The organism is Angustibacter aerolatus (assembly GCF_054776675.1).
The window spans coordinates 1-21,758 of the sequence record NZ_BAAHBM010000059.1 but is presented as its reverse complement, the minus strand read 5'-3'; the positions used below and the strand labels follow the sequence as shown (position 1 = coordinate 21,758).

20 protein-coding genes are annotated in these 21,758 nt (G+C 77.0%); 6 read left to right on the top strand and 14 right to left on the bottom strand.

The features are described 5' to 3' along the window. The coding region (locus ACYVI6_RS13330; protein ID WP_460446840.1) for an SDR family NAD(P)-dependent oxidoreductase at nucleotides 1-2,438 on the top strand (2,438 nt) is incomplete at its 5' end. A gap of 9 nt (nucleotides 2,439-2,447) precedes the next feature. On the opposite strand, the gene ACYVI6_RS13325 is transcribed toward ACYVI6_RS13330, so the two are convergent. From ACYVI6_RS13325 to ACYVI6_RS13315, 3 genes are all read right to left on the bottom strand, one after another. Further along, nucleotides 2,448-5,276 carry an AfsR/SARP family transcriptional regulator gene (locus ACYVI6_RS13325; RefSeq protein ID WP_460446839.1) on the bottom strand — a complete coding sequence of 943 codons (2,829 nt, stop codon included), beginning with the start codon at nucleotides 5,274-5,276 and terminating at the stop codon, nucleotides 2,448-2,450. A gap of 91 nt (nucleotides 5,277-5,367) precedes the next feature. After that, nucleotides 5,368-6,288: a prephenate dehydratase gene (gene pheA / locus ACYVI6_RS13320; RefSeq protein ID WP_460446838.1), complete on the bottom strand. Its 921-nt coding sequence runs from the start codon at nucleotides 6,286-6,288 to the stop codon at nucleotides 5,368-5,370. Next, complete coding sequence (locus ACYVI6_RS13315) at nucleotides 6,285-6,791, bottom strand: DUF4446 family protein (RefSeq protein WP_460446837.1); 507 nt, start codon at nucleotides 6,789-6,791, stop codon at nucleotides 6,285-6,287. The genes pheA and ACYVI6_RS13315 overlap by 4 nt, the downstream gene beginning before the upstream one ends. A gap of 341 nt (nucleotides 6,792-7,132) precedes the next feature. Between ACYVI6_RS13315 and ACYVI6_RS13310 the strand changes: the two genes are divergently transcribed. Continuing rightward, entirely contained in the window at nucleotides 7,133-7,771 is a 639-nt protein-coding gene (locus ACYVI6_RS13310) for a TMEM165/GDT1 family protein (RefSeq protein WP_460446836.1), read from the top strand. Here ACYVI6_RS13310 and ACYVI6_RS13305 read toward each other — a convergent pair. After that, nucleotides 7,731-8,969 carry a glycosyltransferase 87 family protein gene (locus ACYVI6_RS13305; RefSeq protein ID WP_460446835.1) on the bottom strand — a complete coding sequence of 413 codons (1,239 nt, stop codon included), beginning with the start codon at nucleotides 8,967-8,969 and terminating at the stop codon, nucleotides 7,731-7,733. The two genes, ACYVI6_RS13310 and ACYVI6_RS13305, sit on opposite strands and share 41 nt — an antisense overlap. 38 nt (nucleotides 8,970-9,007) lie before the next feature. Here ACYVI6_RS13305 and ACYVI6_RS13300 point away from each other — a divergent pair, with 38 nt between their 5' ends. Continuing rightward, a complete protein-coding gene (locus ACYVI6_RS13300; RefSeq protein ID WP_460446834.1) occupies nucleotides 9,008-11,350 on the top strand; it encodes a hypothetical protein in 2,343 nt (780 codons plus the stop codon). On the opposite strand, the gene ACYVI6_RS13295 is transcribed toward ACYVI6_RS13300, so the two are convergent. Genes ACYVI6_RS13295 through ACYVI6_RS13280 form a run of 4 tightly spaced genes read right to left on the bottom strand, consistent with a single transcriptional unit; the run spans nucleotide 11,269 to nucleotide 15,136 of the window. Next, nucleotides 11,269-11,916 carry a dihydrofolate reductase family protein gene (locus ACYVI6_RS13295; protein WP_460446833.1) on the bottom strand — a complete coding sequence of 216 codons (648 nt, stop codon included), beginning with the start codon at nucleotides 11,914-11,916 and terminating at the stop codon, nucleotides 11,269-11,271. The two genes, ACYVI6_RS13300 and ACYVI6_RS13295, sit on opposite strands and share 82 nt — an antisense overlap. Before the next feature lie 5 nt (nucleotides 11,917-11,921). Continuing rightward, nucleotides 11,922-13,463, bottom strand: coding sequence for a glycosyltransferase 87 family protein (locus ACYVI6_RS13290; RefSeq protein WP_460446832.1), 1,542 nt, complete (start codon nucleotides 13,461-13,463; stop codon nucleotides 11,922-11,924). Further along, complete coding sequence (locus ACYVI6_RS13285) at nucleotides 13,460-14,164, bottom strand: glycosyltransferase family 2 protein (RefSeq protein ID WP_460446831.1); 705 nt, start codon at nucleotides 14,162-14,164, stop codon at nucleotides 13,460-13,462. The genes ACYVI6_RS13290 and ACYVI6_RS13285 overlap by 4 nt, the downstream gene beginning before the upstream one ends. A gap of 39 nt (nucleotides 14,165-14,203) precedes the next feature. Continuing rightward, nucleotides 14,204-15,136, bottom strand: a complete 933-nt coding sequence (locus tag ACYVI6_RS13280) for an excalibur calcium-binding domain-containing protein (protein WP_460446830.1) — start codon at nucleotides 15,134-15,136, stop codon at nucleotides 14,204-14,206. A gap of 117 nt (nucleotides 15,137-15,253) precedes the next feature. Here ACYVI6_RS13280 and ACYVI6_RS13275 point away from each other — a divergent pair, with 117 nt between their 5' ends. Next, nucleotides 15,254-16,465 carry an arginine deiminase gene (locus ACYVI6_RS13275; protein WP_460446829.1) on the top strand — a complete coding sequence of 404 codons (1,212 nt, stop codon included), beginning with the start codon at nucleotides 15,254-15,256 and terminating at the stop codon, nucleotides 16,463-16,465. 224 nt (nucleotides 16,466-16,689) lie between these two features. Here the strand turns inward: ACYVI6_RS13275 and ACYVI6_RS13270 are convergent, their stop codons facing one another. From ACYVI6_RS13270 to ACYVI6_RS13255, 4 genes are all read right to left on the bottom strand, one after another. Continuing rightward, entirely contained in the window at nucleotides 16,690-17,529 is an 840-nt protein-coding gene (locus ACYVI6_RS13270; RefSeq protein WP_460446828.1) for a hypothetical protein, read from the bottom strand. Nucleotide 17,530: 1 nt separating this feature from the next. After that, nucleotides 17,531-18,436 carry a DUF5926 family protein gene (locus ACYVI6_RS13265; protein WP_460446827.1) on the bottom strand — a complete coding sequence of 302 codons (906 nt, stop codon included), beginning with the start codon at nucleotides 18,434-18,436 and terminating at the stop codon, nucleotides 17,531-17,533. Between the two features lie 42 nt (nucleotides 18,437-18,478). Then, nucleotides 18,479-18,928 (bottom strand): ATP-binding protein, encoded by a 450-nt coding sequence (locus ACYVI6_RS13260; RefSeq protein WP_460446826.1) that lies wholly within the window; start codon nucleotides 18,926-18,928, stop codon nucleotides 18,479-18,481. Nucleotides 18,929-19,049: 121 nt separating this feature from the next. After that, on the bottom strand, nucleotides 19,050-19,883 hold the full coding sequence (locus tag ACYVI6_RS13255; RefSeq protein ID WP_460446825.1) for a glycerophosphodiester phosphodiesterase: 834 nt from the start codon (nucleotides 19,881-19,883) through the stop codon (nucleotides 19,050-19,052). A 73-nt stretch (nucleotides 19,884-19,956) separates the two neighbouring features. On the opposite strand from ACYVI6_RS13255, the gene ACYVI6_RS13250 reads away from it, so the two are divergent. Together ACYVI6_RS13250 and ACYVI6_RS13245 are read left to right on the top strand one after the other, a co-directional pair. Continuing rightward, nucleotides 19,957-20,478, top strand: a complete 522-nt coding sequence (locus tag ACYVI6_RS13250) for an RNA polymerase sigma factor (RefSeq protein ID WP_460446824.1) — start codon at nucleotides 19,957-19,959, stop codon at nucleotides 20,476-20,478. Next, the gene (locus tag ACYVI6_RS13245; RefSeq protein WP_460446823.1) at nucleotides 20,475-21,092 is read left to right on the top strand and encodes a methylated-DNA--[protein]-cysteine S-methyltransferase; all 618 of its coding nucleotides are present in this window, start codon (nucleotides 20,475-20,477) and stop codon (nucleotides 21,090-21,092) included. Before ACYVI6_RS13250 ends, ACYVI6_RS13245 begins: the two co-directional genes overlap by 4 nt. A gap of 9 nt (nucleotides 21,093-21,101) precedes the next feature. On the opposite strand, the gene ACYVI6_RS13240 is transcribed toward ACYVI6_RS13245, so the two are convergent. Both ACYVI6_RS13240 and ACYVI6_RS13235 read right to left on the bottom strand, forming a co-directional pair. Continuing rightward, complete coding sequence (locus ACYVI6_RS13240; protein WP_460446822.1) at nucleotides 21,102-21,527, bottom strand: hypothetical protein; 426 nt, start codon at nucleotides 21,525-21,527, stop codon at nucleotides 21,102-21,104. Between the two features lie 72 nt (nucleotides 21,528-21,599). Beyond that, entirely contained in the window at nucleotides 21,600-21,743 is a 144-nt protein-coding gene (locus ACYVI6_RS13235) for a sigma factor-like helix-turn-helix DNA-binding protein (RefSeq protein ID WP_460446841.1), read from the bottom strand. Nucleotides 21,744-21,758 lie beyond the last annotated feature (15 nt).

Below are 21,758 nucleotides of genomic sequence, written 5' to 3'. Positions count from 1 at the left end.
CGGTGGTCACGGTGCACCCGGCGTCCGGTCGCGAGGCGCCGCCGGCGAGCACCCGGCACGTCAGCGGCCTGGTGGCCGACCCGGCACCGGCGTCCCGCGGCGCTCGGGTCGAGCCCGGCCCGGGCTGGCTGGTCGTGGCGCAGGCCGGTCTGGCCGAGCGCGTGCCCGCGGACGTGGTCGCCGCCGGCGCGACGGTCGTGCACCTCGACGACCACCGCCCCGTCGAGGAGCAGCTGGCCGACCTGCCGGCCGACGCCGTGTTCGCGCACGTCCGCGTGCTGGCCGACCTGCGGGGCGGCAGCTGGCCCGACCCGCCGAGCGTGGCGCTGCTGATCGCCCACGAGGCGCTGTTCGCCGCCGCCAAGCGGTCGCGCGACGCGCTCGAGGCCGGCGGCTCGCTCGGCGTCTGGCTCGACGACGAGCTGCGCGCCGGGGTGCCGCACCCGCACGGCGGGCTGTTCACCGGCATCGTGAAGAGCCTGAAGTGGGACCTGCCACCGGCCCGGCTGGCGTGCGTCGTCACCGACCGCGCCGACGGCTGGGACGTCGTCGAGCGCGAGGTCGCCCACGACGCGGGCGACCCGGTGACCGTGCACCAGGGCGACCGGCGGCTGCGGGTGCGGATGACGCCGGCCCCGGTCGACGACGTCCCCCTGCAGCCGCTGCGGGCCGGGGCCGTCGTGGTCGCCACCGGCGGTGCCCGCGGCATCACCGCCGCCTGCGTGCGCGGGCTGGCCCGGCGCACCCCGATCACGGTCTGGCTGCTCGGCAGCAGCCGGCTCACCGACGTCCCGGACGAGCTGCTGCAGGCGGACGACGGGCAGCTGCCCGCGCTGCGGGTGGCCTGGCTGCGCGAGCAGCGGACGCTCGACCCCGGCGCCGGGCTGCGCGAGCTCGGTCGCCGGTTCGACCGGCTGCTGGCTGCACGCGAGTCGCAGCAGACGCTGCAGGAGCTGCGCGCCGTCTGCGGCCCCGGCGCGGTGCGCTACCGCACCTGCGACCTGACCGACGCGGCCGCCGTGCAGGCGGTGGCGGACGAGGTGCGGGCGACGTCGGCGCAGATCGACCTGGTGCTGCACGGCGCCGGGCTGCACGACGGCGGCGACATCTCGCGGCTGACGCTGGACGGGCTGCGGCGCATCCGCGACGTCAAGCTGCGCGGGTACCACCACCTGCGGGCCGCCTTCAGCGACCCCGAGCCGGTGCTGTTCGCCAGCTTCGGCTCGGTGGCCGGGCTGGTGGGGCTGAACGGCGAGTGCGACTACGCACCCGGCAACGACGTCCTGCACGGCGCGGCGACGTACGGCACGGCGGCGCTCGGCCGGCGCGAGCTCACGTTCGCGTGGCCCATCTGGTCGGACATCGGCATGGGCGGTTCGGAGCTGGTGCAGGCCAACAACGCCGAGAACGCGATCATGACCTCGCTCGACCCGGCCGAGGGGGTGGCGCACTTCGTGCGCGAGCTGCTCGCCGGGCCGCCGCACGCACCGGTGGTCAGCTACCTGCACCCGCGCGAGATCGGCACGTTCTCGCAGCGGTTCCCGGGGTTCGTGGCCCCGGCCGAACCGGGCCGGCGCTGGCTGCTGGGCGTGCCCCGGCAGCAGAGCGCCACCACGTGCACCTGGACGCTCGACGTCTCGACGCAGGCGCTGCCCTGGCTCACGCACCACCGGGTGGCCGGCCGGCCCACGGTGCCCGGCGCGGCGCTCGCCGCGCTCGCCGCGGAGGCGGCGCAGCGGCTGCTGCCGGAGGCCGCGGTCGTGGCGCTCCACGACCTGCGGCTGACCGCCTTCGTGGCCCCCGGCCGGCACCCGCACACGGTGCACGCGCTGCTGGAGGAGCCCGTCGAGGGCGCCGCGGGCGGCCCGCGGGTGCGGGTGCGGGTCAGCAGCGACGTGGTCGACCCGCGCGGCCGGCTGCTGCGAGCCGACCGGCCGCTCTTCGAGTGCGTGGTCGAGCTCGGCGCGTCGACACCCGTCGTCCGGGGCGCCGTCGTGCTCCCGGAGGGCGCGCCCGCCGACGACCCGACGCAGGCCGCCGCCAGCCCGGTGCGGCTGGGCGGGCCGTTCCTCGCCACCCGCGAGACCGCCGTCGGCCCCGGCGGCGCGACGGCGGTGTGGGCACCGCCACCCGGCGAGGCGGTCGCCGGCGCGCCGCTGCCCGTCGTGCTGCTCGACGCGATGATCCGCACCAGGCTGCTCGCGCCGTCCGGTGCGGACGCCGCGGCCGGCGTGCCCGCGGCGATCGAGCGGGTCGACGTGCACGTCAGCGGGGACGACGCGACCGTGGCCGCCCGGCACCCCGGGCCGGTGGTGCTGCGGCACGACCGGCTGACCGGGCTCGACGAGGCCGTGGACGCCGACGGGCACCGGTTGCTGCGGATGCACGGGCTGCGCCTGCACGAGCTGACGGCGGCCGCGTCGGCGGCGAGCGGGTAGGCGCGCGGCTCAGCTGCCCTGGCCGGCGCGTCGGCCGATCTCGTCGAGGACCGGCCCGAAGCCCTCGTACAGGACGGCGCGCTGGGCGAGGTTGGACCGGGCGGCCGCGAGGAAGGACGGCGCGACGAGCACGGCCTGCTGCAGGTGTCGCTCGGCGGCGTCGTCGTCGCCCAGCTGGTGCTCCACCACCGCCAGCTCGGTGCTGGTCTCCCCGGTCGCGTCGTCGAAGCCGAAGCGGCGGCTCCCGGCGAGCGCGGCCACCAGGTGAGTGCGCGCCTGCTCGGGCCGGCCGACGACGCGCAGCAGCGAGCCGAGGCCCCATCGCCCCTCGACCCGCCAGCGCGGTGCCAGGTCCGGTTCGACCCGGTCGAGCAGCGGCAGCATGCGCTCCGCGGCCGCCGCAGCCGCCTCGGTCTCGCCGAGGGCCGTGCTCGCCAGTCCCAGGTGCAGCGTGTAGTCGACCCGGAGCACGTCCGTCGTCTCGGGGTGCTCGATCGCCGCGGTCAGCTCCGCCACCGCCTCGCGGTAGCGGCCGCCCTCGAACAGCGCGCCGCCGATCAGGCCGCGCTCGAGGTACCAGCGGTCGCCGTACCGCAGCCGGGCGGCGTGCCGCAGCAGCTCGACGGCGTCGTCGTGCCGCCGCTCCTGCCGCGCCACCGACGCCAGCAGCGGCAGCACCAGCGACTCGGCCAGCCGGTCGCCGTGACGCCGGGCCGACTGCTCGGCCAGCAGCAGGCTCTGCTCCCAGGCCCGGGCGACCGACGGCTGGTAGAGGTGGCGGCGCAGCGCGGCCGGCAGCGCGTGGGCCGCCGGGTGGTCGAGGTCCGCCGCGAGCGCCACCAGCCGCTGCAGCAGGTCGTCGTGCTCGTCGAGCCACCGCGCCGCGCCCGTGGCGTCGGCGACCGCTGCCGTGCTCGGCCCCGCCTCGGCGTCGGGCGCTCGCATGCTCGGGTAGATGAGGTGGACCGTGTCGGCCGCGACGGCCACGTAGAGGTCGAGCACCCGGCAGAGCGCGGCCCGCCGGTCGGCGTCCGGCAGGTCGACCGCGAGCTCGGCCGCGTGCAGGTGCACCAGGTCGTGCACGGGTGCCGCGAGGTGGTGGCTGGCCAGCTCGTCCAGCACGTCGGCGGCCCGGTCCTGCCCGACGTCGAGGGCTGCGGCCACCACCTGGGCCGTGGCGCAGTCGACCGGCAGCAGCCCGAGCAGGCGGTGGGCCCGCCCGGCGTCCGCGCCCAGGGCGCGCACCGACCAGCCCAGCACCGCGCGGACGTCGACGAGCGGGTCGTCGGGGATCGCCAGGTGAGCCAGCCGGGTGCGCTCGTCACGCAGCTGGCGGACCACCTCGCTCAGGGACGGCCGGTGCGGGGCGAGCACCTGTGCGGCGGCGATGCGCAGGGCCAGCGGCCACCCGCCGCACAGCTCCACCAGCTGCGCCGCCGCCTCCCCGTCCGCGGCCACCGCGCCCTCGGCACCGTCGTCCCGGTCGAGCACCCGACGCAGCAGCTCGAGCCCCTCGCCCTCCTCGAAGGGCTCCAGCACGAGCTCGCGGGCGCCGTCGAGCGCGACCAGACCGCTCAGCACCCGTCGGGTCGTGACGAGCGTCGCGCTGCCGGGCGACGCCGGGCGCAGGGCCCGCACCGAGTCGGCGTCCGGCACGTCGTCGAGCACGATCAGCACGCGCCGCTCGGCCAGCAGCGAGCGCAGCAGCGCGGACCGGTCGTCGACGCCGGAGGGCTGCTCGTCGGCCGGCACGCCGAGGCTGCTGAGCAGCCCGGGGACCACGTCGCCGGCCGTGCGGGTGCGTGCGCTGTGGTCGAAGGCGCGGAAGGCGACGCGCAGCTGGCCGTCGGGGAAGCGCTCGGCGAGCCGGTGGCCGGCCCGCACGGCGAGCGCGCTCTTGCCGAGCCCGCCGGACCCGCGGACCACCACGAGCGCCCCCTGCTGCCCCGACGCCTCGCCGAGCCGCGCCTCGATCTGCCGCAGCTCCTCGGCGCGTCCGACGAACACCTCCGACGCCGGGGGCAGCTGGCGCGGCACGACGGACGGCGTCGCCGGCGCGACCGGTCCGGCGCCGGCGGCCACCAGCCGGGTCGCCAGCCGGCGCAGCCCCGGTCCGAGGTCGATCCCCAGGTCGTCGCGCAGGGCGGTCCGGATGCGCTGCAGCTCGGCGAGCGCCTGGCTGCGCCGTCCGGCCGAGGCCAGCGCGGTCACCAGCAGCTCGCCGGCCCGCTCCTGCAGCGGGTCGGCGTGCACGACGTCCTGCACGGCGGCCGCGGCGTCCTCGGGCCGCTGCAGGGCGAGCAGCAGACCGGCCAGCTGCTCCGACAGCGACACCCGCAGCGCGTGCAGCCCGGTGCGCTGCAGGTCGGCGCCCGGGCCCGGCACGGTGAGCAGCGCCTCGGCCCGCCAGGCGCCGAGCGCTGCGGCGAGCACCTCGGCCGCCCGCTCGGGCTCGCCGGTCGACACCAGGCGCGACGCCTCCTGCCCGGCGTCGCGCGCCGCGACGACGTCGCTGCCGGGTCCGTCCACCTGCAGCACGTACCCACCGGTCGACGTGCGGACGATCGCGTCGGCGCCGAGCAGGCGCCGCAGCCCCCAGACGTAGGTGCTCAGCGACGCCTCGGGCCGCGCGGGCGGCTGCTCGCCCCACACGGCGTCGACCAGCTGCGCCGACGACCAGACCCGCCCCGGCTCGCCCGCCAGGCAGGCGAGCACCGCCTGCTGCAGCGGCGGGCCGGCCGGCACGCTCCGCCCGTCGACCCCGACCACCTCGACCGCACCGAGCAGCCGCACCCGCACGGGTGGCTCACCCGGCGGGCTGGGCTGCGTGGCCCTCATGTGGACCTCCGGACGGTTCGAACGGCGACGACGGTGCGGTGACAGTCAACCGCATGCGACGGTTGCGTGCCGAACCCTTCGCCGACGACGCTCAGCGGCCGCGCACGTCGCGCAGCCAGGCGGCGGCGTCGGCGTAGGCGGCGTCGCTCGTGCTCGCCGGCACCTCGCCCGCGGCCGCGTCGGCGCGGGGGTACGAGCCGAGGAACCGCACCTCGGTGCACGTGCGGTGGAGCCCGGTGAGCGCCTCGCCCATGCGGGCGTCGTCGACGTGGCCGTCGGCGTCGATCGAGAAGCAGTAGCGGCCGAGCGCGTCGCCGGTGGGCCGCGACTCGATGCGGGTCAGGTTGATGCCGCGGGTGGCGAACTGCTCCAGCAGCTCGAGCAGCCCGCCGGGGTGGTCGTCGGCCTGGAACACCACGACGCTCGTGCGGTCGGCGCCGGTGCGGGCCGGCGGGGGACCGGGCCGGGTGACCAGCAGGAACCGGGTGACCGCGCCGGCGGTGTCGCCGACGTCGCGGGCGAGCACGTCGAGCCCGAACGTCTCCGCGGCGATCGGCGCGCACAGCGCGGCGTCGTGCGGCGGCTCGCCCGGCAGGCTCAGCGCCTCGGCGGCCGCCGCCGTCGACACCGCGGGCACGTACGCCGCGCCGGGCAGGTGCGCGGCGACCCAGCCGCGGCACTGCGCCCAGCCGTGCGGGTGCGACCCGACGCGGCGGACGTCGGCGAGCGCCGTGCCGGGGCGGGCGGCCAGCACGAACGTCACCGGCAGCAGCGCCTCGGCGACCACCTGCAGCGGCGACCCGCTGCCCAGCGCGTCCATCGTGGCCGGCACGCCGCCCTCGACGGAGTTCTCGATCGGCACCATCGCGGCGTCGAGCTCGCCGGAGCGCACGGCGCTCAGCGCGGCGTCGACGCTCGGCATCGGCCGGACGTCGGCGGCCGGGTCGTCGAGGGTGCGCAGCAGCGCGGCCTGGCAGAACGTGCCGCGCGGGCCGAGGTACCCGGTGGTCACCGGCGTCCCCCCCGGGCCGTGGGCAGCGCGGCGTCGACCGCCCGCTGCTCCTCGGGCGACAGCGCCTGCTCGCTCGACCCCTTCAGCACGCCCTTGGCGTAGGTGCGCGCCTCGCCGCGGCCGTGGATCGCGGTGAGCACCAGCCCGTCGCCCGCGTCGTCGAGCAGCGCCGCGGAGAACGACATCCGGCCGCCCATGTCGCCGAACGCGTCGTACCGGACGACGGACACGTGCCGCAGGCTCGCCGCCAGGTCGCCGCGCGCCCGCTCGAGCTCGCCGCGCAGCTGCTCGACCTGCTCGCGCAGCAGCACCGACTCGGCGGTCTGCCGGGTGGTGACCTCGAGCACGTCGCCCTCCCCGGCGTGCCCGCGCAGCACCCGCAGGGCCCGCCGCGCGCGGGTCAGCCGCAGCTGGGCGCCCACCGCCACGAGCAGCGCCACGAGGGCGAGCGCCGCGCCGCCGACCGCGACGAGCGCGACGACATCCGGCTCGATCGTGGGCACGGCGCGAGCCTATTGCAGCGTCGCCGTCGGTCCCGGCGCCCCCGTGCGCGCGCCACGTGAAGTCGGCTGCGGCACCGTCCCCTGGGCGTGCACACCCCTGGGACGGCGCCGCAGCCACGTGGACCTCCGCCGGCACACCGGACGTCGTCCGGCTCGGGTAGACTCGTCCGCGTTCGGAGGGGAGTAGCCCCCAACACGTCGATCGACATGCTGGCCTCGCGGCCCGGTCGGCGGGGCCCGGTCACGACCGGGTGGGCGAGACCTTCGGCACTGCCGCTGACCAACGGTCTTCGTGACCGCTGACCACGGCGCGTGCCGGGGTCGCCTCACGACCCGAGGTCGTGCCGAGAACCGGAACCACCGTGAACCTGGCCGTCGCGCTCACCGCGCTCGTGCTCATCGTGCCCGTCGAGCTGCCGGACAAGACCTTCGTCGCGACGCTCGTGCTGGCGACCCGCTACCGCCCGGCGCTGGTGTGGGTGGGCACCGGGCTGGCGTTCCTCGTGCAGACCGTCGTGGCGGTCACGGCGGGCGGCCTGCTCGCCCGGCTGCCGCACCGGCCGGTGACGCTGGTCGCCGCGCTGCTGTTCGTCGTCGGCGGGGTGCTGCTGCTGCGCAGCGCCGGGCAGGCCGAGGAGCACGAGCGCGAGTCCGAGGCGACGTTCACCGCGAAGCTGCGCGAGGGGCAGACCGGCTGGCACGCGGTCGGCGCGAGCTTCGTGGTGCTGTTCCTCGCCGAGTGGGGCGACCTGTCGCAGCTGCTGACGGCGGGGCTCGTCGTCCGCACCAAGGACCCGGTGTCGGTGTTCGTCGGCGCGATCGTGGGGCTGCTGCTGGTGTCGGCGCTCGGCTGTGCGCTCGGCCGGGCGCTGATGAAGAAGGTGCGGCTGTCGACCGTGCAGCGGGTGGGCGGCGGGATCTGCCTGCTGCTGGCCGTGCTCACCGGGTTGCAGGCCGCGGGGCTCGACCTTCCCGTGTGACCTGCCAGAGCAGTCCGAGGGCCACCAGCGCCCCGAGCAGGTAGGCGTTCTGCAGCAGCCGGCCGACCCACACCGGGCCGAGCCGGTCCTGGATCCACGTCACGCCCCACCAGGGGAAGCGGCACAGGAACCAGGCGAGCACGACGCCGGCCATCGCCGTCCGCCGCCGCGAGCGCCCGTCGGCGACCAGCGCGGCGACCACGACCGTCATCCAGGCGTAGTGGTGGATCCACGCGACGGGCGACAGCAGCACGGCCATCAGCCCCATCGCCGCGACCTCGCCCATCCGCTCGCCGCGGTCGGCGAACCGGCGGGCGACCGTGAACCCCAGCGCGCCGACCAGCAGCACGCAGACCAGCCACAGCGCGGTGCCGGCCGTGCCGTCGGGCCCGAGGCGCAGCAGCACGCCGCGGATCGACTGGTTCGAGGTGCCGGCGTTCGGGCCGAGCCGGGTGGGGTCGGTGAGCGCGCCTCCCCAGAACGCCAGCGAGTCCTGCGGCAGCAGCACGAACGTGCCGGCCGTCGCCGCGACCGCCGCGACCGCGACCGCTCGCAGCTCGCGCCAGCGCCGCGACCAGGCCAGGTGCAGCAGGAACACCCCGGGCGTCAGCTTGATCGCCGTCGCCAGGCCGATCAGCGTGCCGCGCGCCCAGCGCGCACGGCGCACCCCGAGGTCGGCGACGCAGAGCAGCACCACGAACGCGTTCACCTGCCCGAACCGGACGCCGTCGGCCACCGGCAGCATCCAGAGCACCGGCGCGCTCAGCAGCGCCGCGGCCACCCAGCGCCAGGCCCCGGCTCGCTCGAGCAGCGGCCGGAACGCGACCACCACGGTGAGGTACGTCGCCGCCACCTGCAGCGCCGTCCACAGCCAGCCGACGACGCCGAACGGGATCGCCGCGAGCGGCAGCGCGACCACCGCGGCGAACGGCGGGTAGGTGAACGGCAGCAGCTGCGGCGGCTCGGTCATCTGCTCGTAGACCGGCCGGCCCCACACGATCGAGCGGGCCGCCTCGCGGTAGACCTCGACGTCGACCTGCCACTGGTCCTGCGGCCAGGTGATCAGGTAGTGCCAGGCCACCGGCAGCTCGGCGAGCGCCAGCACGGCCACCACGAGCAGCACCTGCACGGCCGGGTGCGGCGCGCGCGGCAGCACCCTGGCCACCGGCCGGGTCTGCACCGCGCGCACGCTCGTCACGCCCGTAGTCTCCACGACCCCGCCAATAGGCTGTGCGGGTGCCGCACCGAGCCCACCTGCCCGAGTCGGCACCGCCGTCCCACCGCGCGGGCAGAACCCCTGCCGCGACCGCTCGCCCGGCCCCGGGCCACGGCTTCGGCCCGCGCCGCGGGACAGCCGTCCGCGTCGCGCTGGGCGCGCTGGTCGCCGGGCTGCTCGCGCTGCTGGTCGCTCCCCCGGCGTCCGCCGCGAGCCCGCAGCCCGTCGTGGTCGTCGGGGTGACCGGCGTCCGCTGGTCGGACGTCGGGCCGTCGACGCCCACCCTGCAGCGGCTCGCGCAGACCGGTGCGCTGGCCGACGTCGCCGTCCGCAGCGTGCGCACCGCGACCTGCCCGGTGGAGGGGTGGCTGGCGCTGTCGGCCGGACGCCGGGCCGGTGACGCGAAGGACCCGCGCGCCGTCGTCGCCGGCAACCAGGTGTGCCGGGCGCTGCCCGCGGTGTCGGGCGAGTCGGGCGAGTCGGGCGGCGGCGCCGGCGTCGTGCAGGACTGGAACCGGTACGTGGCGGCGGCGACGGCGGAGAAGTTCTCGGCGCAGCCCGGCCTGCTCGGCGACACCCTGGCCGCCGCGGGCACGTGCGGCACCGCGGTCGGGCCCGGCGCCGCCGTCGCGCTCGCCCGCTCGGACGGCACGGTGGGGTCGTACCTGCCCGCCGACGCCGTCGCGCAGGTGCCGGCGACGCTCGGCAGCTGCCCCCTGACCGTGGTCGACGTCGGCTCGGTGCGCGACCCGGCCGACGCACCGCGCGGCGACGCCGAGCAGGGCGTGGCCACGGTGCCCGGCGACCGGGCCGCGCTGGTCGCGGCGGCCGACGCGGCGCACGACGCGGCGGTCGCCGGGCTGCCTGCGGACGCCCGCGTGCTCGTCGTGTCGCTCGCCGACAGCGGTCGGACGCCGCACCTGCAGCTGCTCGCAGCCACCGGCCCGGGCTTCCCGGCAGGGTGGGTGCGCACCGGCTCGACCCGGCAGACCGCGCTGGTGCAGGCCACCGACCTGACGCCGACGGTGCTCGACCTGCTCGGCGTGCCAGGCCCCTCGGCGCTCGTCGGCTCGGGGCTGCGGCCGCTGAGCTCGGCGTCCGGGGCCGCACCCTCCACGGTCGACGACCGGCTGCGCAAGGTGCTCGACCTCGACCTCGCCGCCCAGCGCGTGCAGCCGCTCGTCGGGCCGTTCTTCACCGGCATCGTCGCCGCGCAGCTGCTGCTGTACGGCGTCGCCGCGGTGGTGCTGCGGCGCCGCTGGGCGGAGGGGTCGGCGCGCTCGCGGGTGCTGCGCTGGGTGGGGCGGTTGGCCGTGGTGTTCGCCAGCGTGCCGGTCGCGACGTACCTCGCGAACACCTGGCCGTGGTGGCGCTCGGCGCACCCGCTGGCCGAGGTGGTCGCGGCCGTGGCGGCGTACGTCGTGGTGATCGTGGCCGTGGTGACCCTCGGGCCGTGGCGCCGGCTGCCGCTCGGGCCGCTCGGGGCGGTGTCGGCCGTGACCGCCGTGGTGCTGGCCGCCGACATCGTGACCGGCTCGCGGCTGCAGACCGCCAGCCTGATGGGCCTGCAGCCCGTGGTGGCCGGCCGGTTCTACGGCTTCTCGAACGTCGCCTTCGCCCTCTTCGCGACGGCCGTGCTGCTCGTCGCCGTCGTGGTGGCCGACGCGCTGGTGCGCCGCGGACGCCGGGTCGCGGCCGCCGCAGCGGTGGCCGGGATCGGCGTGGTGGGCACCGCGCTCGACGTCGCACCGCGTTGGGGCAGCGACTTCGGCGGCCCGCTGGCGATGCTGCCCGCGTTCGCCGTGCTGACGCTGCTCGTGCTCGGGCTGCGGCTGTCGTGGCGGCGGCTGCTGCTGATCGGCGTCGGCACCGTCGTCGTGCTGGCCGCCGTGTCGGTCGCCGACTGGCTGCGCCCGGCCGAGGATCGCACGCACCTCGGGCGGTTCGTGCAGACCGTCGCCGACGGCGGTGCGCTGCAGGTGATCGGGCGCAAGGCCGGGCAGAACCTGTCGATCCTGGTGAGCAGCCCGCTCTCGCTGCTCATCCCGTTCGCCGCGGTGTTCGTCGCGCTGGTGCTGATGCGGCCGTCGAGCTGGGGCGCGCGGGCGCTGCAGCGCGCCTACGACGACAGCCCGACGCTGCGGCACGGCACGACCTGCCTGCTGCTGCTGCTCGCGATCGGGTTCGCCGTGAACGACTCCGGCACGGTCATCCCGGCGATCGGCGCCACCCTCGCCGGGCCGCTGCTCATCGCGACGTCGATGCGCGCCCTCGACGAGCGTCAGCCCCCGGCGGTGTCCGCCGAGCGCGACAGGCGCACGTGGGCGGCCCGCGCCGACGACTCGAGCTCGGTGCAGGAGTAGCCCGGCAGCCCGTCCGCGAAGTCGAGCAACCGCTCACCGCGGCCCAGCAGCACCGGGGCGATCGCGAGGTGCGCGTCGTCGACCAGCCCGGCCCGCAGGTACTGCCGGATCGCCGACGCGCCGCCGCCCAGCCGCACGTCGAGCCCGCCGGCGGCGTCCATCGCCTGGGCCAGCGCCGACTCGATGCCGTCGGTGACGAAGTGGAACGTGGTGCCGCCCTGCATCTCGATCGGGTCGTGCGCGTGGTGGGTCAGCACGAACACCGGGTGGTGGTACGGCGGCTCGTCACCCCACCAGCCGCGCCAGTCGGAGTCGCCCCACGGCCCGCGCACCGGCCCGAACATGTTGCGGCCCATGATCGTCGCGCCGAACCCCTGCCACCCCTGCGCGGCCCAGCGCTCGTCGACCGGGTCGCCCGGCTGCTCGGCCCCGAACCAGGTGGTGCCGAACGCCCAGCCGAAGGTGCTGTGGCCATTCACCCCCATCGGGTGCTCGAGGCTCTGGTCGGGCCCGGCCATGAACCCGTCGAGCGAGACGGTCACGGACATCACACGCAGTCGTGGCATGCCGGCTACGACCTGCCCGACGTCGCGGACTCATCGGTGCCGGCACGCCGACGTCCGAGCACCACGAGCCCCAGCAGCACGGCCAGTCCGATCCACGGCGTCACGCCGCGACGGTAGCCGAGCGTCACGTCGGTGACCCCCTGGCTCACCCCCTCGACCCGACCGGGCACGTAGGCGACGGCGTACGCGACCAGCCGCACCAGCAGCAGCAGGTCGAGCGGCGTGGCGGCCACCAGCAGCAGCGGCGCCCAGGCCAGCGCGTCGTACCAGGGCAGCGAGTACGGCGCGGCCAGCACGTAGGCCGCACCCAGCACCACCGCCGCCAGCGCCGCGTCCCCCACCACTGCGCCACCCCTTTCCGCATCCCAGCCCGGTTTCCGCGGCTCAGACCGCTTCTCCGCCGCCGGAAGCGGTCTGAGGTGAGCAAACCGGGTTGGGGCGCGGAAAGGGGTGAGCACGCGGGCGACGAGCCAGGCGCAGAGCAGGACGGCGAGCGGCGTCGCGACCACGACGGCGGTGCGCACGGTGGCGTTCGGCAGGGGGCCGGTGAGCGCGTCGACGAGGGGGCGCCAGGGGGTGGCGAGCGACACGAAGCGGCGGGCCCGCGAGAGCTGGTCGAGCACGTGCGGCCCGGCCCACAGGTGGGCGGGCACGAGCACCAGCGCGGCGCCGAGCACCCCGAGCCCCGCCGCGCGCCAGCGTCCAGAACCGCTGCGCCACAACGCGTACAGCACCGCGGGACCGAGCAGCGCGGCGGTGAGCTTGACCCCGACGGCGGCGCCGAGCAGCACCCCCGCGACCAGCGGACGACGAGCGCACAGCACCACCGCGCCGAGGCCGAGCGCCGCGGCGAGCAGGTCGACGTGCGCACCCACGACGAGCAGCCCGAGCAGCACGGGGTTCAGCGGCCACAGCCAGGCCGCCCGCTCGCGCGCCGGGCCGCTCAGCACCGAGGTCGCCAGCCGGCAGACCGCCACCCACGACGCGAGGCACACCAGCTGCCACACCCACACGGTGAGCCGCAGCGAGTCGCCGCCGACCAGGCTGCACACCAGCTGCACGAGCGTGGCGACCGGCCCGTAGATGCTCGGGGTCGTCGTCCAGGGCGCCTCGACGGCGCTGGTGACGGGGTCGTGGCCACCGGCCCACCCGATCGGCGCGACGACGTACGGGTCGCCGCCGCCGGCCGCGATCCGCCCGTACGCCGCGTAGTTCACGTGGTCGGCCGACCCCAGCGGCGGCACGAGCACCGCGAGCGCCGCCACCGCGAGGCCGGCGGGCACCGCCCAGCGAGGCAGCACCTCGCCGCGGCGGGCGGCCAGCCAGCCGAGCAGCACCCCGATCGCTCCGACCAGGTATCCGACGTCGAGCAGCACCGTCACCAGCGCGGACGACGGGTGCAGGCCGAGCGTCCAGGGCGGCGTGGGGCCGACGGATCCGGCGGCGAGCGAGGGCTCGGCGGCGGAGGGTCCGAGCGCGGCGGTGCCCACGAGCAGCAGCGCGCCGAGCGCCAGGAGCAGCAGCGCCGTCGGCGCGAGGCGCCTCATCCGCGCCGGGTGAGCGCCCGCAGCCGCCGCGCGAGCAGGGCCCGGCGCACGTCGCGGTACTGGGCGCCGCGGTGCAGCTGGGAGCGCAGGTCGCCGCCGCTCACCCGGTGCTGCAGCGCGCACGGCACCTCGGCGACCCGCAGGCCGGCACGCAGCACGTCGATGGTGAGCCCCACCTCGACGCCCCACCCGTGGGCGAGCGGCTGGGCGGCGTCGAACGCCTCGCGGGTCAGGCAGCGCATGCCCGACAACGGCTGGGTGGCGACGAACCCGGTGGCCCGCTCGATGCCACCGCGCGCCAGGTTCACCACCAGCCCGCGGCCGCCGCCCTTGGTCACCTGCTCGGGCAGCACCGCGACCGTCATGTCGGCCGAGCCGGCGAGCACCGGCGTGGTGAGCACCGCGGTCTCGACGGCCGTCTCCTGCAGGTCGGCGTCGACGAACAGCAGCGGTGCCGTCGAACCGTGCCGGGCGACGTACGCGGCCCCGGTCGTCATGGCCGCACCCTTGCCCCGGTTGCGCTCGTGCCGGACGACGTCGGCACCGGCCGCGCGGGCGACCCGCGCGGTGTCGTCGGAGCTGCCGTCGTCGACCACGACCACCAGGTCGACCACCGCCAGCGAGCGCACCGCCTCGACGGTGGCGGCCACGCGGTCGGCCTCGTCCTTCGCCGGCACCACCACGGCCACGAGCTCGCTCACGGGCCCGAGCCTAGGGCGTGCCCGGCGCCGGCCGTGCCGTCAGCGGCGCTCGCAGGCGATGCCGTCGTGGTCGCGGTCGCGGCCGGTGTTCAGCCGGTACGCCGCGCTGTCGCGGGTGAACGAGGTGACCGGCGTCCCGCTGGTGTGGTCGCGGGCGCCGGAACGACCGACGCCGTGCGGGTAGACCCGGTTGAGCGCGGCGCAGTTCGCGTACCGCTTCGGCGTCGGCTTCGCCTTCGTCGCGACCCTGCCGGTGGCGGTGACGAGGACGGACGGGCTGGTGGCCGCGCGGGTCGCCTCGGTGGCACCGATGCGGGCCCGCCAGCGGCCGGACGCCGTCACCTTCACGGCCTTGGTGAACCGGCCCTTCGCGTCGGCGCGGACCGTGGCGACCGTCTTGTACGTCGTGGTGCCGCTGCGCCGGAACTGCACCTGCACGGTGCGGTCGGGCGCGGCGGCGAAGTGCGTCGCGCGGTACGCCTTGCGCGACACCACGCCGGAGACGGAGACCGAGCCGCCGGCCTTCACCCGGTGCTTCGACACCTTCGCCTGCACCCGTCCGGTCGCCTGCACGAGCCGCAGCGACGCCGAGACGCCGTCGGAGTGCTCGGTGCCGTCGGGGTCGGTGCTGTCGAGCTCGGCGGTGTACTCGTAGGTGCCGGCCAGCGGGTGGTCGTCCGGGCAGACGAACAGCATGGCGTCGAAGTGCTTCGTCCCCGTGCCGACCTCCGCACCGAACGCCTCGTCGCCGCCGTCCAGCACGAGCAGCCACTCGACGCCCGGCGCGACGTCGACGTGCACCGGCACCGGGTAGTCGCGGCAGGCCGAGCCGGCGGCGCTGCTGCGGTCGCCCACGGTGAGGGCCCCGCTGGTGCCGTCGGCCTGCGCCGGGGCGGCGACCCCGAGCGCGGCGGCGAGGGCGACGACCAGGCCGAGGACGGCTCGGACGGGGCGGGGGGTGCGGTGCGTCACGGGCGAAGGGTGGCACCTGCGACGTCCGGTTGTCCGGCGTTCGACCGATTCGGGGCGCCGCGGGCACACCGACCGGTCGGTCCGGGCACGGTCGCGCGAGGCGTTAGGGTCGCCCGCATGGCCCTGGGGACGGACAGCGAGGTCGGTCGGCTGCGCACGGTGGTGCTGCACCGGCCCGGCAACGAGCTGCGACGACTGACGCCGCGCAACAACGACCGGCTGCTCTTCGACGGCATCCCCTGGGTCGACCGCGCGCAGGACGAGCACGACGCGTTCGCCGCCGCGCTCACCGACCGCGGTGTCGAGGTGCTCTACCTGGGCCAGCTGCTGCGCGAGGTGCTGGAGGTGCCCGAGGCCCGCGCCGAGGCGATCGACGCGGCGCTGGCCCGGCCGCACCTGGGTGACCGGCTGGCCGCCCGCACCCGCTCGCTGCTCGACGACCTCGCGGCCGGCGACCTGGCCGAGGTGCTGATGGCGGGGCTGCGGCACGACGAGCTGCACGGCCAGCGGCCGGTGCCGCACGAGGGCGTGGTCGCGGCGCTGTCGGCACCCGAGGACTTCGTGATCGACCCGCTGCCCAACCTGCTCTTCACCCGCGACTCGGCGGCGTGGATCGGCGACCAGGTGGCGGTCGCCAGCCTCACCATGCCGGCCCGGCACCGCGAGACCTCGCTGACCCGGGCGATCTACCGGCACCACCCGCGCTTCGCCGGCACCGAGCTGGCGTACGAGCCGGGCCTCGAGCACATCGAGGGCGGCGACTGCCTGCTGCTCGCCCCCGGCGTGGTGGCCGTCGGCACCGGCGAGCGGACGACGCCGGCCGGGGTCGAGCGGCTCTCGCGCCGGCTGCTGGAGCGGGGCCTGGCGCACACCGTGCTCGCCGTCCCGATCGCCCAGGAGCGGGCGACCATGCACCTCGACACCGTCTGCACGATGGTCGACGCCGACGCCGTGGTCATGTACCCGAACATCGCGCACACCCTGCAGGCCCTCGCGATCACCGACGGCGGCGACGGCGAGCTCGACGTCGCGCCCGCCCGCCCGTTCCTCGCCGCGGCCGCCGACGCCATGGGCATCGCCGAGCTGCGCGTCATCGACACCGGCCTCGACCCGGTGACCGCCGAGCGCGAGCAGTGGGACGACGGCAACAACACCCTTGCCCTCGCCCCCCGCGTGGCCGTCGCCTACGAGCGCAACACCGAGACGAACGAGCGCCTCGAGGCGGCCGGCATCGAGGTCGTCGCCATCGCCGGCAGCGAGCTCGGCAGCGGTCGCGGCGGCCCCCGCTGCATGAGCTGCCCCGTCGACCGCGACCCCCTCACCGCCTGACCCGCCGTCCGGGCGCCCCGACGTGCGGCCCACCCGCGCCGTCCGGCCCACCCGCGGCGTGCGGCCCGATGTCGCCAGGCCCCTCCGCGCCGCGGCGTCCCACCGCGAGGCTGCCTGCGGCTGCGGCACCGTCCGAGGGGCGTGCACACCCGTGGGACGGTGCGCGAGCCCACTTCACGTGGCGCGCTCACCTGCGAGCCGGGCCCCACGAGGGGCGCCGGGGGTCAGGCGAGGGCGGTGACGAGGTGGTGGCTGCCGTCGGGGAGCGGGGCCTCGGCGTACCAGCGCACACGACCGTCGGGCAGCGGCAGCACGTCGAGGTAGCGGACGTCGGCGAGCGGGGTGTCGCCGTCGGCCGTCGCGCCGCCGGGGCCGAGCCGGGCGAGGCCGGTGCGCTCGGCGAAGTTCTCGGCCGCGGTGGCCCGGCCGTCGTAGCGCAGGGTGCCGTCGGGCAGGACGGCGGTGACCCGGGCGCCGCGGGCGTCCCAGCGGCCGGGCCGGCCGCGCAGCTCGGTGCCGGTGGCGGTCCAGGTGAGGCCGTCGGGAGAGGTGTGCAGCTCGCTGTGCATGCGGTCCTCGTGCCCCGGCTCGTCGAGCGGGTGGCAGCAGACCCACGCCGTCCAGCGGTCGCCGTCGCGGGTGACGACAGGGTCCTTCACCGCCGTCCGGTCGTCGCCGGCCCAGACCGTGACGGCCTCGGCGCCCGGGAGCGCCTCGACGGTCGGGGCGTCGAGCGCGTCGACCCACCAGTGCCGGCTGCCCGGCGTGGCGCACGAGACGTAGAGCCGCCAGCCGTCGTCGAGCCGCACCAGGGCGGGGCGCTCGAGCGACGCGGCGCCGAAGCGCTCGCGGCCGAGCCGGCCGACGGTCTCGAACACCTCGCCGTCGGTGCTGCGGCCGAGCACCACGCCGTCGCCGCGGGTGGCCGGCGTGCGGGTGCGGTGGGCGAGCCAGACGGTGCCGTCGAGGTCGGCCGCGCTGCTGGGGGCACCGCTCCACGACCCGGGGCCGGGGCCCGGCGCCGGCACGACGACGCGGGCGCCCTCGGCGTCGGGCAGGAGCACGTCAGCGCAGGGTGAGCTGGCGACTGACGACCCCGGCCCGCGCCCGGCGCTCGTCGTGGGTGAGCGGGTCGGTGACGGCCATCGCCTGCTCGAGCCGCTTCGCGAAGTCGGCGGCGGGCGCCTCGACGTCGGCGGCGGTCGAGTCGGGCGGCAGGTCCCACACCGGCACGAGCAGGCCGTGCGCGCGGAAGGCCCCGATGTAGCGCGTGTCGTCGCCGAGGCCGCTCTCGCCCGCGGCGTGCAGCCGGGCGACGGCGTCGAGCAGCGCGTCCTCGGGGTGCGGCAGCGCCCAGCGCAGGTGCGCGCGGTCGCCGATGACGCACCAGTACGCGGCCTCGACCGACGTCAGCCGCACGGTGGGGATCACCGCGGCGTTGGCGCTCTCCAGCGACTCGCGGGTCGAGTCGTCGAGCTCGTCGGTGCCCTCGACCCAGAAGTCGAAGCCGTCGTGCACCTCTACCTGCAGCGGCTCGGGCTCGAGCACGTCCTGCAGCCGCGGGCCGTCGGTCGGCAGCTCGGCGAGCGTGACCGGGGTGCCCGGCTCGGCCTGCACCGCGGCGAGCAGGGCCGCGGCGACGTCGCGCGCGGCGTCACCCGACCCGCCACCGGTCTGCAGGCCGACCAGCACCTCGCCGTCCGCGCGGCGCAGGGCGGGCCAGGCCAGCGGCAGCACCGTCGCGACGGTCACCTGCTCGATCGCCGGCAGGTCGCCCTCGGCGGCCCGCCGGTGCTCGGGCCGCAGCCGCACGGTCGCGGTGGCGGCCGGCACCACCTCGCGCAGCGCCACCCAGTCGGCCTCGCCGGGCAGCCCCTCGAAGGGACGTGCGACGAACGCGGGTGCGACGGTGGCCGGGCGCGGGCGCCCGGTGCGGCGCTGCTCCTGCTTGCGACGTGAGGACTTGCCCATGGCCGCAGACCCTATTGCCTGCGTCCGACAGCGCCGACGGCGCTACGGACGGCGGCGGCGCGATGGCCCGCCGAGGCAGACCCACACGGTGCGGCCGTGCTCCTCGTCCTGCACGCCCCACTCGTGGGCGAGCGAGCGCACGATGCGCAGGCCGCGGCCGGACGACGCGAGCAGCGACTGGTGCACCGGCTTGGGCTGCGAGCCGCCACCGCCGTCGGTGACGTCGAGCTCGACGACCGGGCCCTTGACCTGCCAGTGCACGCGCACGGTGCCGTCGGGCAGCGCGCGCGCGTGCAGCACCGAGTTGGTGAGCAGCTCGGCGACCGCGATCTCGGCCTCCTCGATCACGTCCCGCGGCACCTTGCGGGCCCGCAGGTCGTCCACGAGCGCCCACCTGGCGCGCGGCACGGAGGCCGTCACGTGCGCGACGCGCAGCGTCCTGGTCCTGGTGGGGATCCGCACCGCGGTGCGGCCCGTCGTCTCGGCGGTCACGTCCGAACACCTCCCGTGCACAGATCACGGGAGCGGCCCCCGGCGCCGTGTCCCTGCGTCACGAGTAGTGACCCTGTGCGATGCCAGCACAGTAACCCCGCCGACTCGACCTGCGCATCCCCTATCGGGGTACCGGGGGTAAAGATTGCGTCTCGCGGACACCGGGGCGGCCCAGCAGGCCGGCGACGTGGCCCGGCCGGTTCGAGATGATCGCGTCGACTCCCGCCGCCACGCACTCCGCCACCCGGCCCGCGTCGTCCACCGTCCAGCAGTGCAGCCGGTGGCCGTGCTCGTGCAGCCGGTCGGCCAGGCCGGGGTACCGGTGCAGCAACCGGACGTCGAGCCCGAGGGTCCCCACGCCGCGCGGCAGCGAGCCGTCGCGGAACCGGGTCGGCAGCCGCCGCTCCACCAGCCAGACCAGCGGCAGCCTCGGCGCGAGCAGCCGCGTGCGCTGCAGCGCCAGCGCGCTGAAGGACATCACCCGCACCGGCGAGGCCGCCGACGGCGACGGGTTCGCCCACCCGTAGTCGTCGAGCACCCGGCACAGCGCGCGCTCGACCAGCCCGGCGTACCGGGTGGGGTGCTTGGTCTCGATCGCCACCTGCACCGGCCGGCCGCAGTCGCGCACGGCGTCGAGCAGCCGGCGCAGGGTGAGCAGCCGCCCGGCGTCGCGGTCGGGCACCTCGCGCTGGCCGGCGCCGCCACCGGCCTTCCACGACGCCCAGTCGAGACCCTCGAGGGTGGCCAGCTCGAGCGCCGACACCACGCCGCGACCGTCGGAGGTGCGGTTGACCCGCCGGTCGTGCACGCAGACCAGGTGCCCGTCGGCGGTCAGCCGGACGTCGCACTCGACCGCGTCGGCGCCGTCGGCGATCGCGCGCAGGTAGGCGCCCAGGGTGTGCTCGGCCACGTCGTGGCTCGAACCGCGGTGGGCGACCACCTCCGGGAGCGGCACGACGACGAGGCTGCCACGCATCGGGCAGGATCGCCGGACGACACCCTCACACCACCGAGGTCCGCCGCGTTCCATGACCGTGCACCTGCCACCGTTCCAGCAGCTCGTCGACGCCCACTGGCGCGACGTCGCCCGGCTCGCGCACGCCCTGGCCGGCCCGGACGACGGCGACGACGTCGCCCAGCAGGCCTGGACGCAGGCGCTCGCCGCCTACCCCGGGCTGCGCGACGCCCGCAACCTGCGCTCGTGGCTGCTGACGGTGACCGCCCGCTGCGCCACCGACGTCCACCGCGCCCGAGCCCGCCGGGCCGACCCGGTGGCCGAGCTGCCGGACCGTCCGGCACCCGACCGCCGGCCCGCGGACGACGACGGGCTGTGGCAGCAGGTGCGGGCGCTGCCCGACCGCCAGCGCACGGCGGTGGTGCTGCGCTACGTCGGCGACCTCGACCACGCCGGCGTCGCCGCCGCGCTCGGCACCACGCCCGCGGCCACCCGGCGCCTGGTCAGCGACGCGCTCGCCACGCTGCGCGCCGCCCGGGCCAGCGCACCCGACCACCCGCTCCGCCCCAGCCACGCCGTGGGAGGCACCCGATGACCACCGACCCCGTCGAGCTCGCCATCCGCGGCTACGACCCGACCGTGCGCCGGCCGCGCCTGGTGGGCGACGTCGCCTACGTCGTCGAGGAGACCGTGCTCGGCCGGATGCTGCTCGCTGCCCGGTCCGACGGGCCGGCGGTGACCGCGGCGTTCGTCGCGACCGACGCGGACGTCGACACCGGGTTGCGCCGGCTGGCCGCGACGATCTCGCCGAGGGTGCTGCGCGGGGGCCGCACGGTCGACACGCTGCGCGCCGCGCTGGGCGCCTACCTCGACGGCAGCACCCGCGGGCTGGAGGTCGACACCGACCTGTCGCTGCTCACGCCGTTCCAGCGGCAGGTGCTGACGACCCTGCGCGACGGCACGGGCTACGGGCAGCGGACGACGTACGGCGCGCTCGCCGCGGCGGTCGGCCGGCCGAAGGCGGCGCGGGCCGTGGGGGCGGCGCTCGGCGCCAACCCGTTGTGCGTGGTGCTGCCGTGCCACCGCGTGGTGGCCGGCACCGGCCGGCTCACCGGCTACGCCGGCGGCCTGGCCGCCAAGGAGCTGCTGCTCGACCTGGAGTCGCGTGGCGCGGTCACCGCAGCGAGCGGGGCGTCGGGCGGGGCGTAGGGCAGGGCGTCAGTCGCCGCCACCGCCACCACCGCCGGAGTCGCCACCGCCACCGCCGGAGTCACCACCGGACGAGCCGCCGGAGTCACCGGCCGAGCCGCCGCCCGAGTCGCCGGACCAGCCGCCGCCCGAGTCGCCGCCGTTGCCTCCGCCGTGGCCACCGTGGTGACCGCCCGGGTCGCCGGACCAGCCGCCGGGGTCACCCGGGTGGTGCGGGTGGTGCTGCGGGTGGTGCTGCTGGGTGCCGTCGTCGGAGCCGGTCCACGATCCGGACGAGCCGCCGTCGGTCGGGACGAAGGAGCGGTCCGAGCCCGTCGAGCGAGCCGGAGGCCGCGACGAGCGGCCCCGCGAGGCGGCCACGCCGGCCGCGACGGCCACCACCACGACGAGCAGCGCGATCAGCGCCACCACGAGCACCACGACACCTGTCGCCATCGCCGTCCCCCTCGGTCACCTGCGCCGGGCCCCGGGCACCGGCTGCGGCGACACCCTGCCAGATGCGGGTCTTCAGGCGGCGGGCAGCGCGGTCATCAGGTCGCGCAGCTTGCGCAGGGCGTAGAACGAGCGGGACTTCACGGTGCCGGGGGGAAGGCCGAGCTCGTCGGCGACCTGGGCGACGGACTGGTCGCGCAGGTACAGGCCGATCAGCACGTCGCGGTCGCCCTC

Excerpts from the sequence above, each read along its gene's own strand:
- ACYVI6_RS13325 (WP_460446839.1), bottom strand. The coding sequence starts at position 5,276 with ATGAGGGCCACGCAGCCCAGCCCGCCGGGTGAGCCACCCGTGCGGGTG.
- ACYVI6_RS13295 (WP_460446833.1), bottom strand. The coding sequence starts at position 11,916 with ATGCCACGACTGCGTGTGATGTCCGTGACCGTCTCGCTCGACGGGTTC.
- ACYVI6_RS13290 (WP_460446832.1), bottom strand. The coding sequence starts at position 13,463 with ATGAGGCGCCTCGCGCCGACGGCGCTGCTGCTCCTGGCGCTCGGCGCG.
- ACYVI6_RS13275 (WP_460446829.1), top strand. The coding sequence starts at position 15,254 with ATGGCCCTGGGGACGGACAGCGAGGTCGGTCGGCTGCGCACGGTGGTG.
- ACYVI6_RS13265 (WP_460446827.1), bottom strand. The coding sequence starts at position 18,436 with ATGGGCAAGTCCTCACGTCGCAAGCAGGAGCAGCGCCGCACCGGGCGC.
- ACYVI6_RS13250 (WP_460446824.1), top strand. The coding sequence starts at position 19,957 with ATGACCGTGCACCTGCCACCGTTCCAGCAGCTCGTCGACGCCCACTGG.
- ACYVI6_RS13245 (WP_460446823.1), top strand. The coding sequence starts at position 20,475 with ATGACCACCGACCCCGTCGAGCTCGCCATCCGCGGCTACGACCCGACC.
- ACYVI6_RS13240 (WP_460446822.1), bottom strand. The coding sequence starts at position 21,527 with ATGGCGACAGGTGTCGTGGTGCTCGTGGTGGCGCTGATCGCGCTGCTC.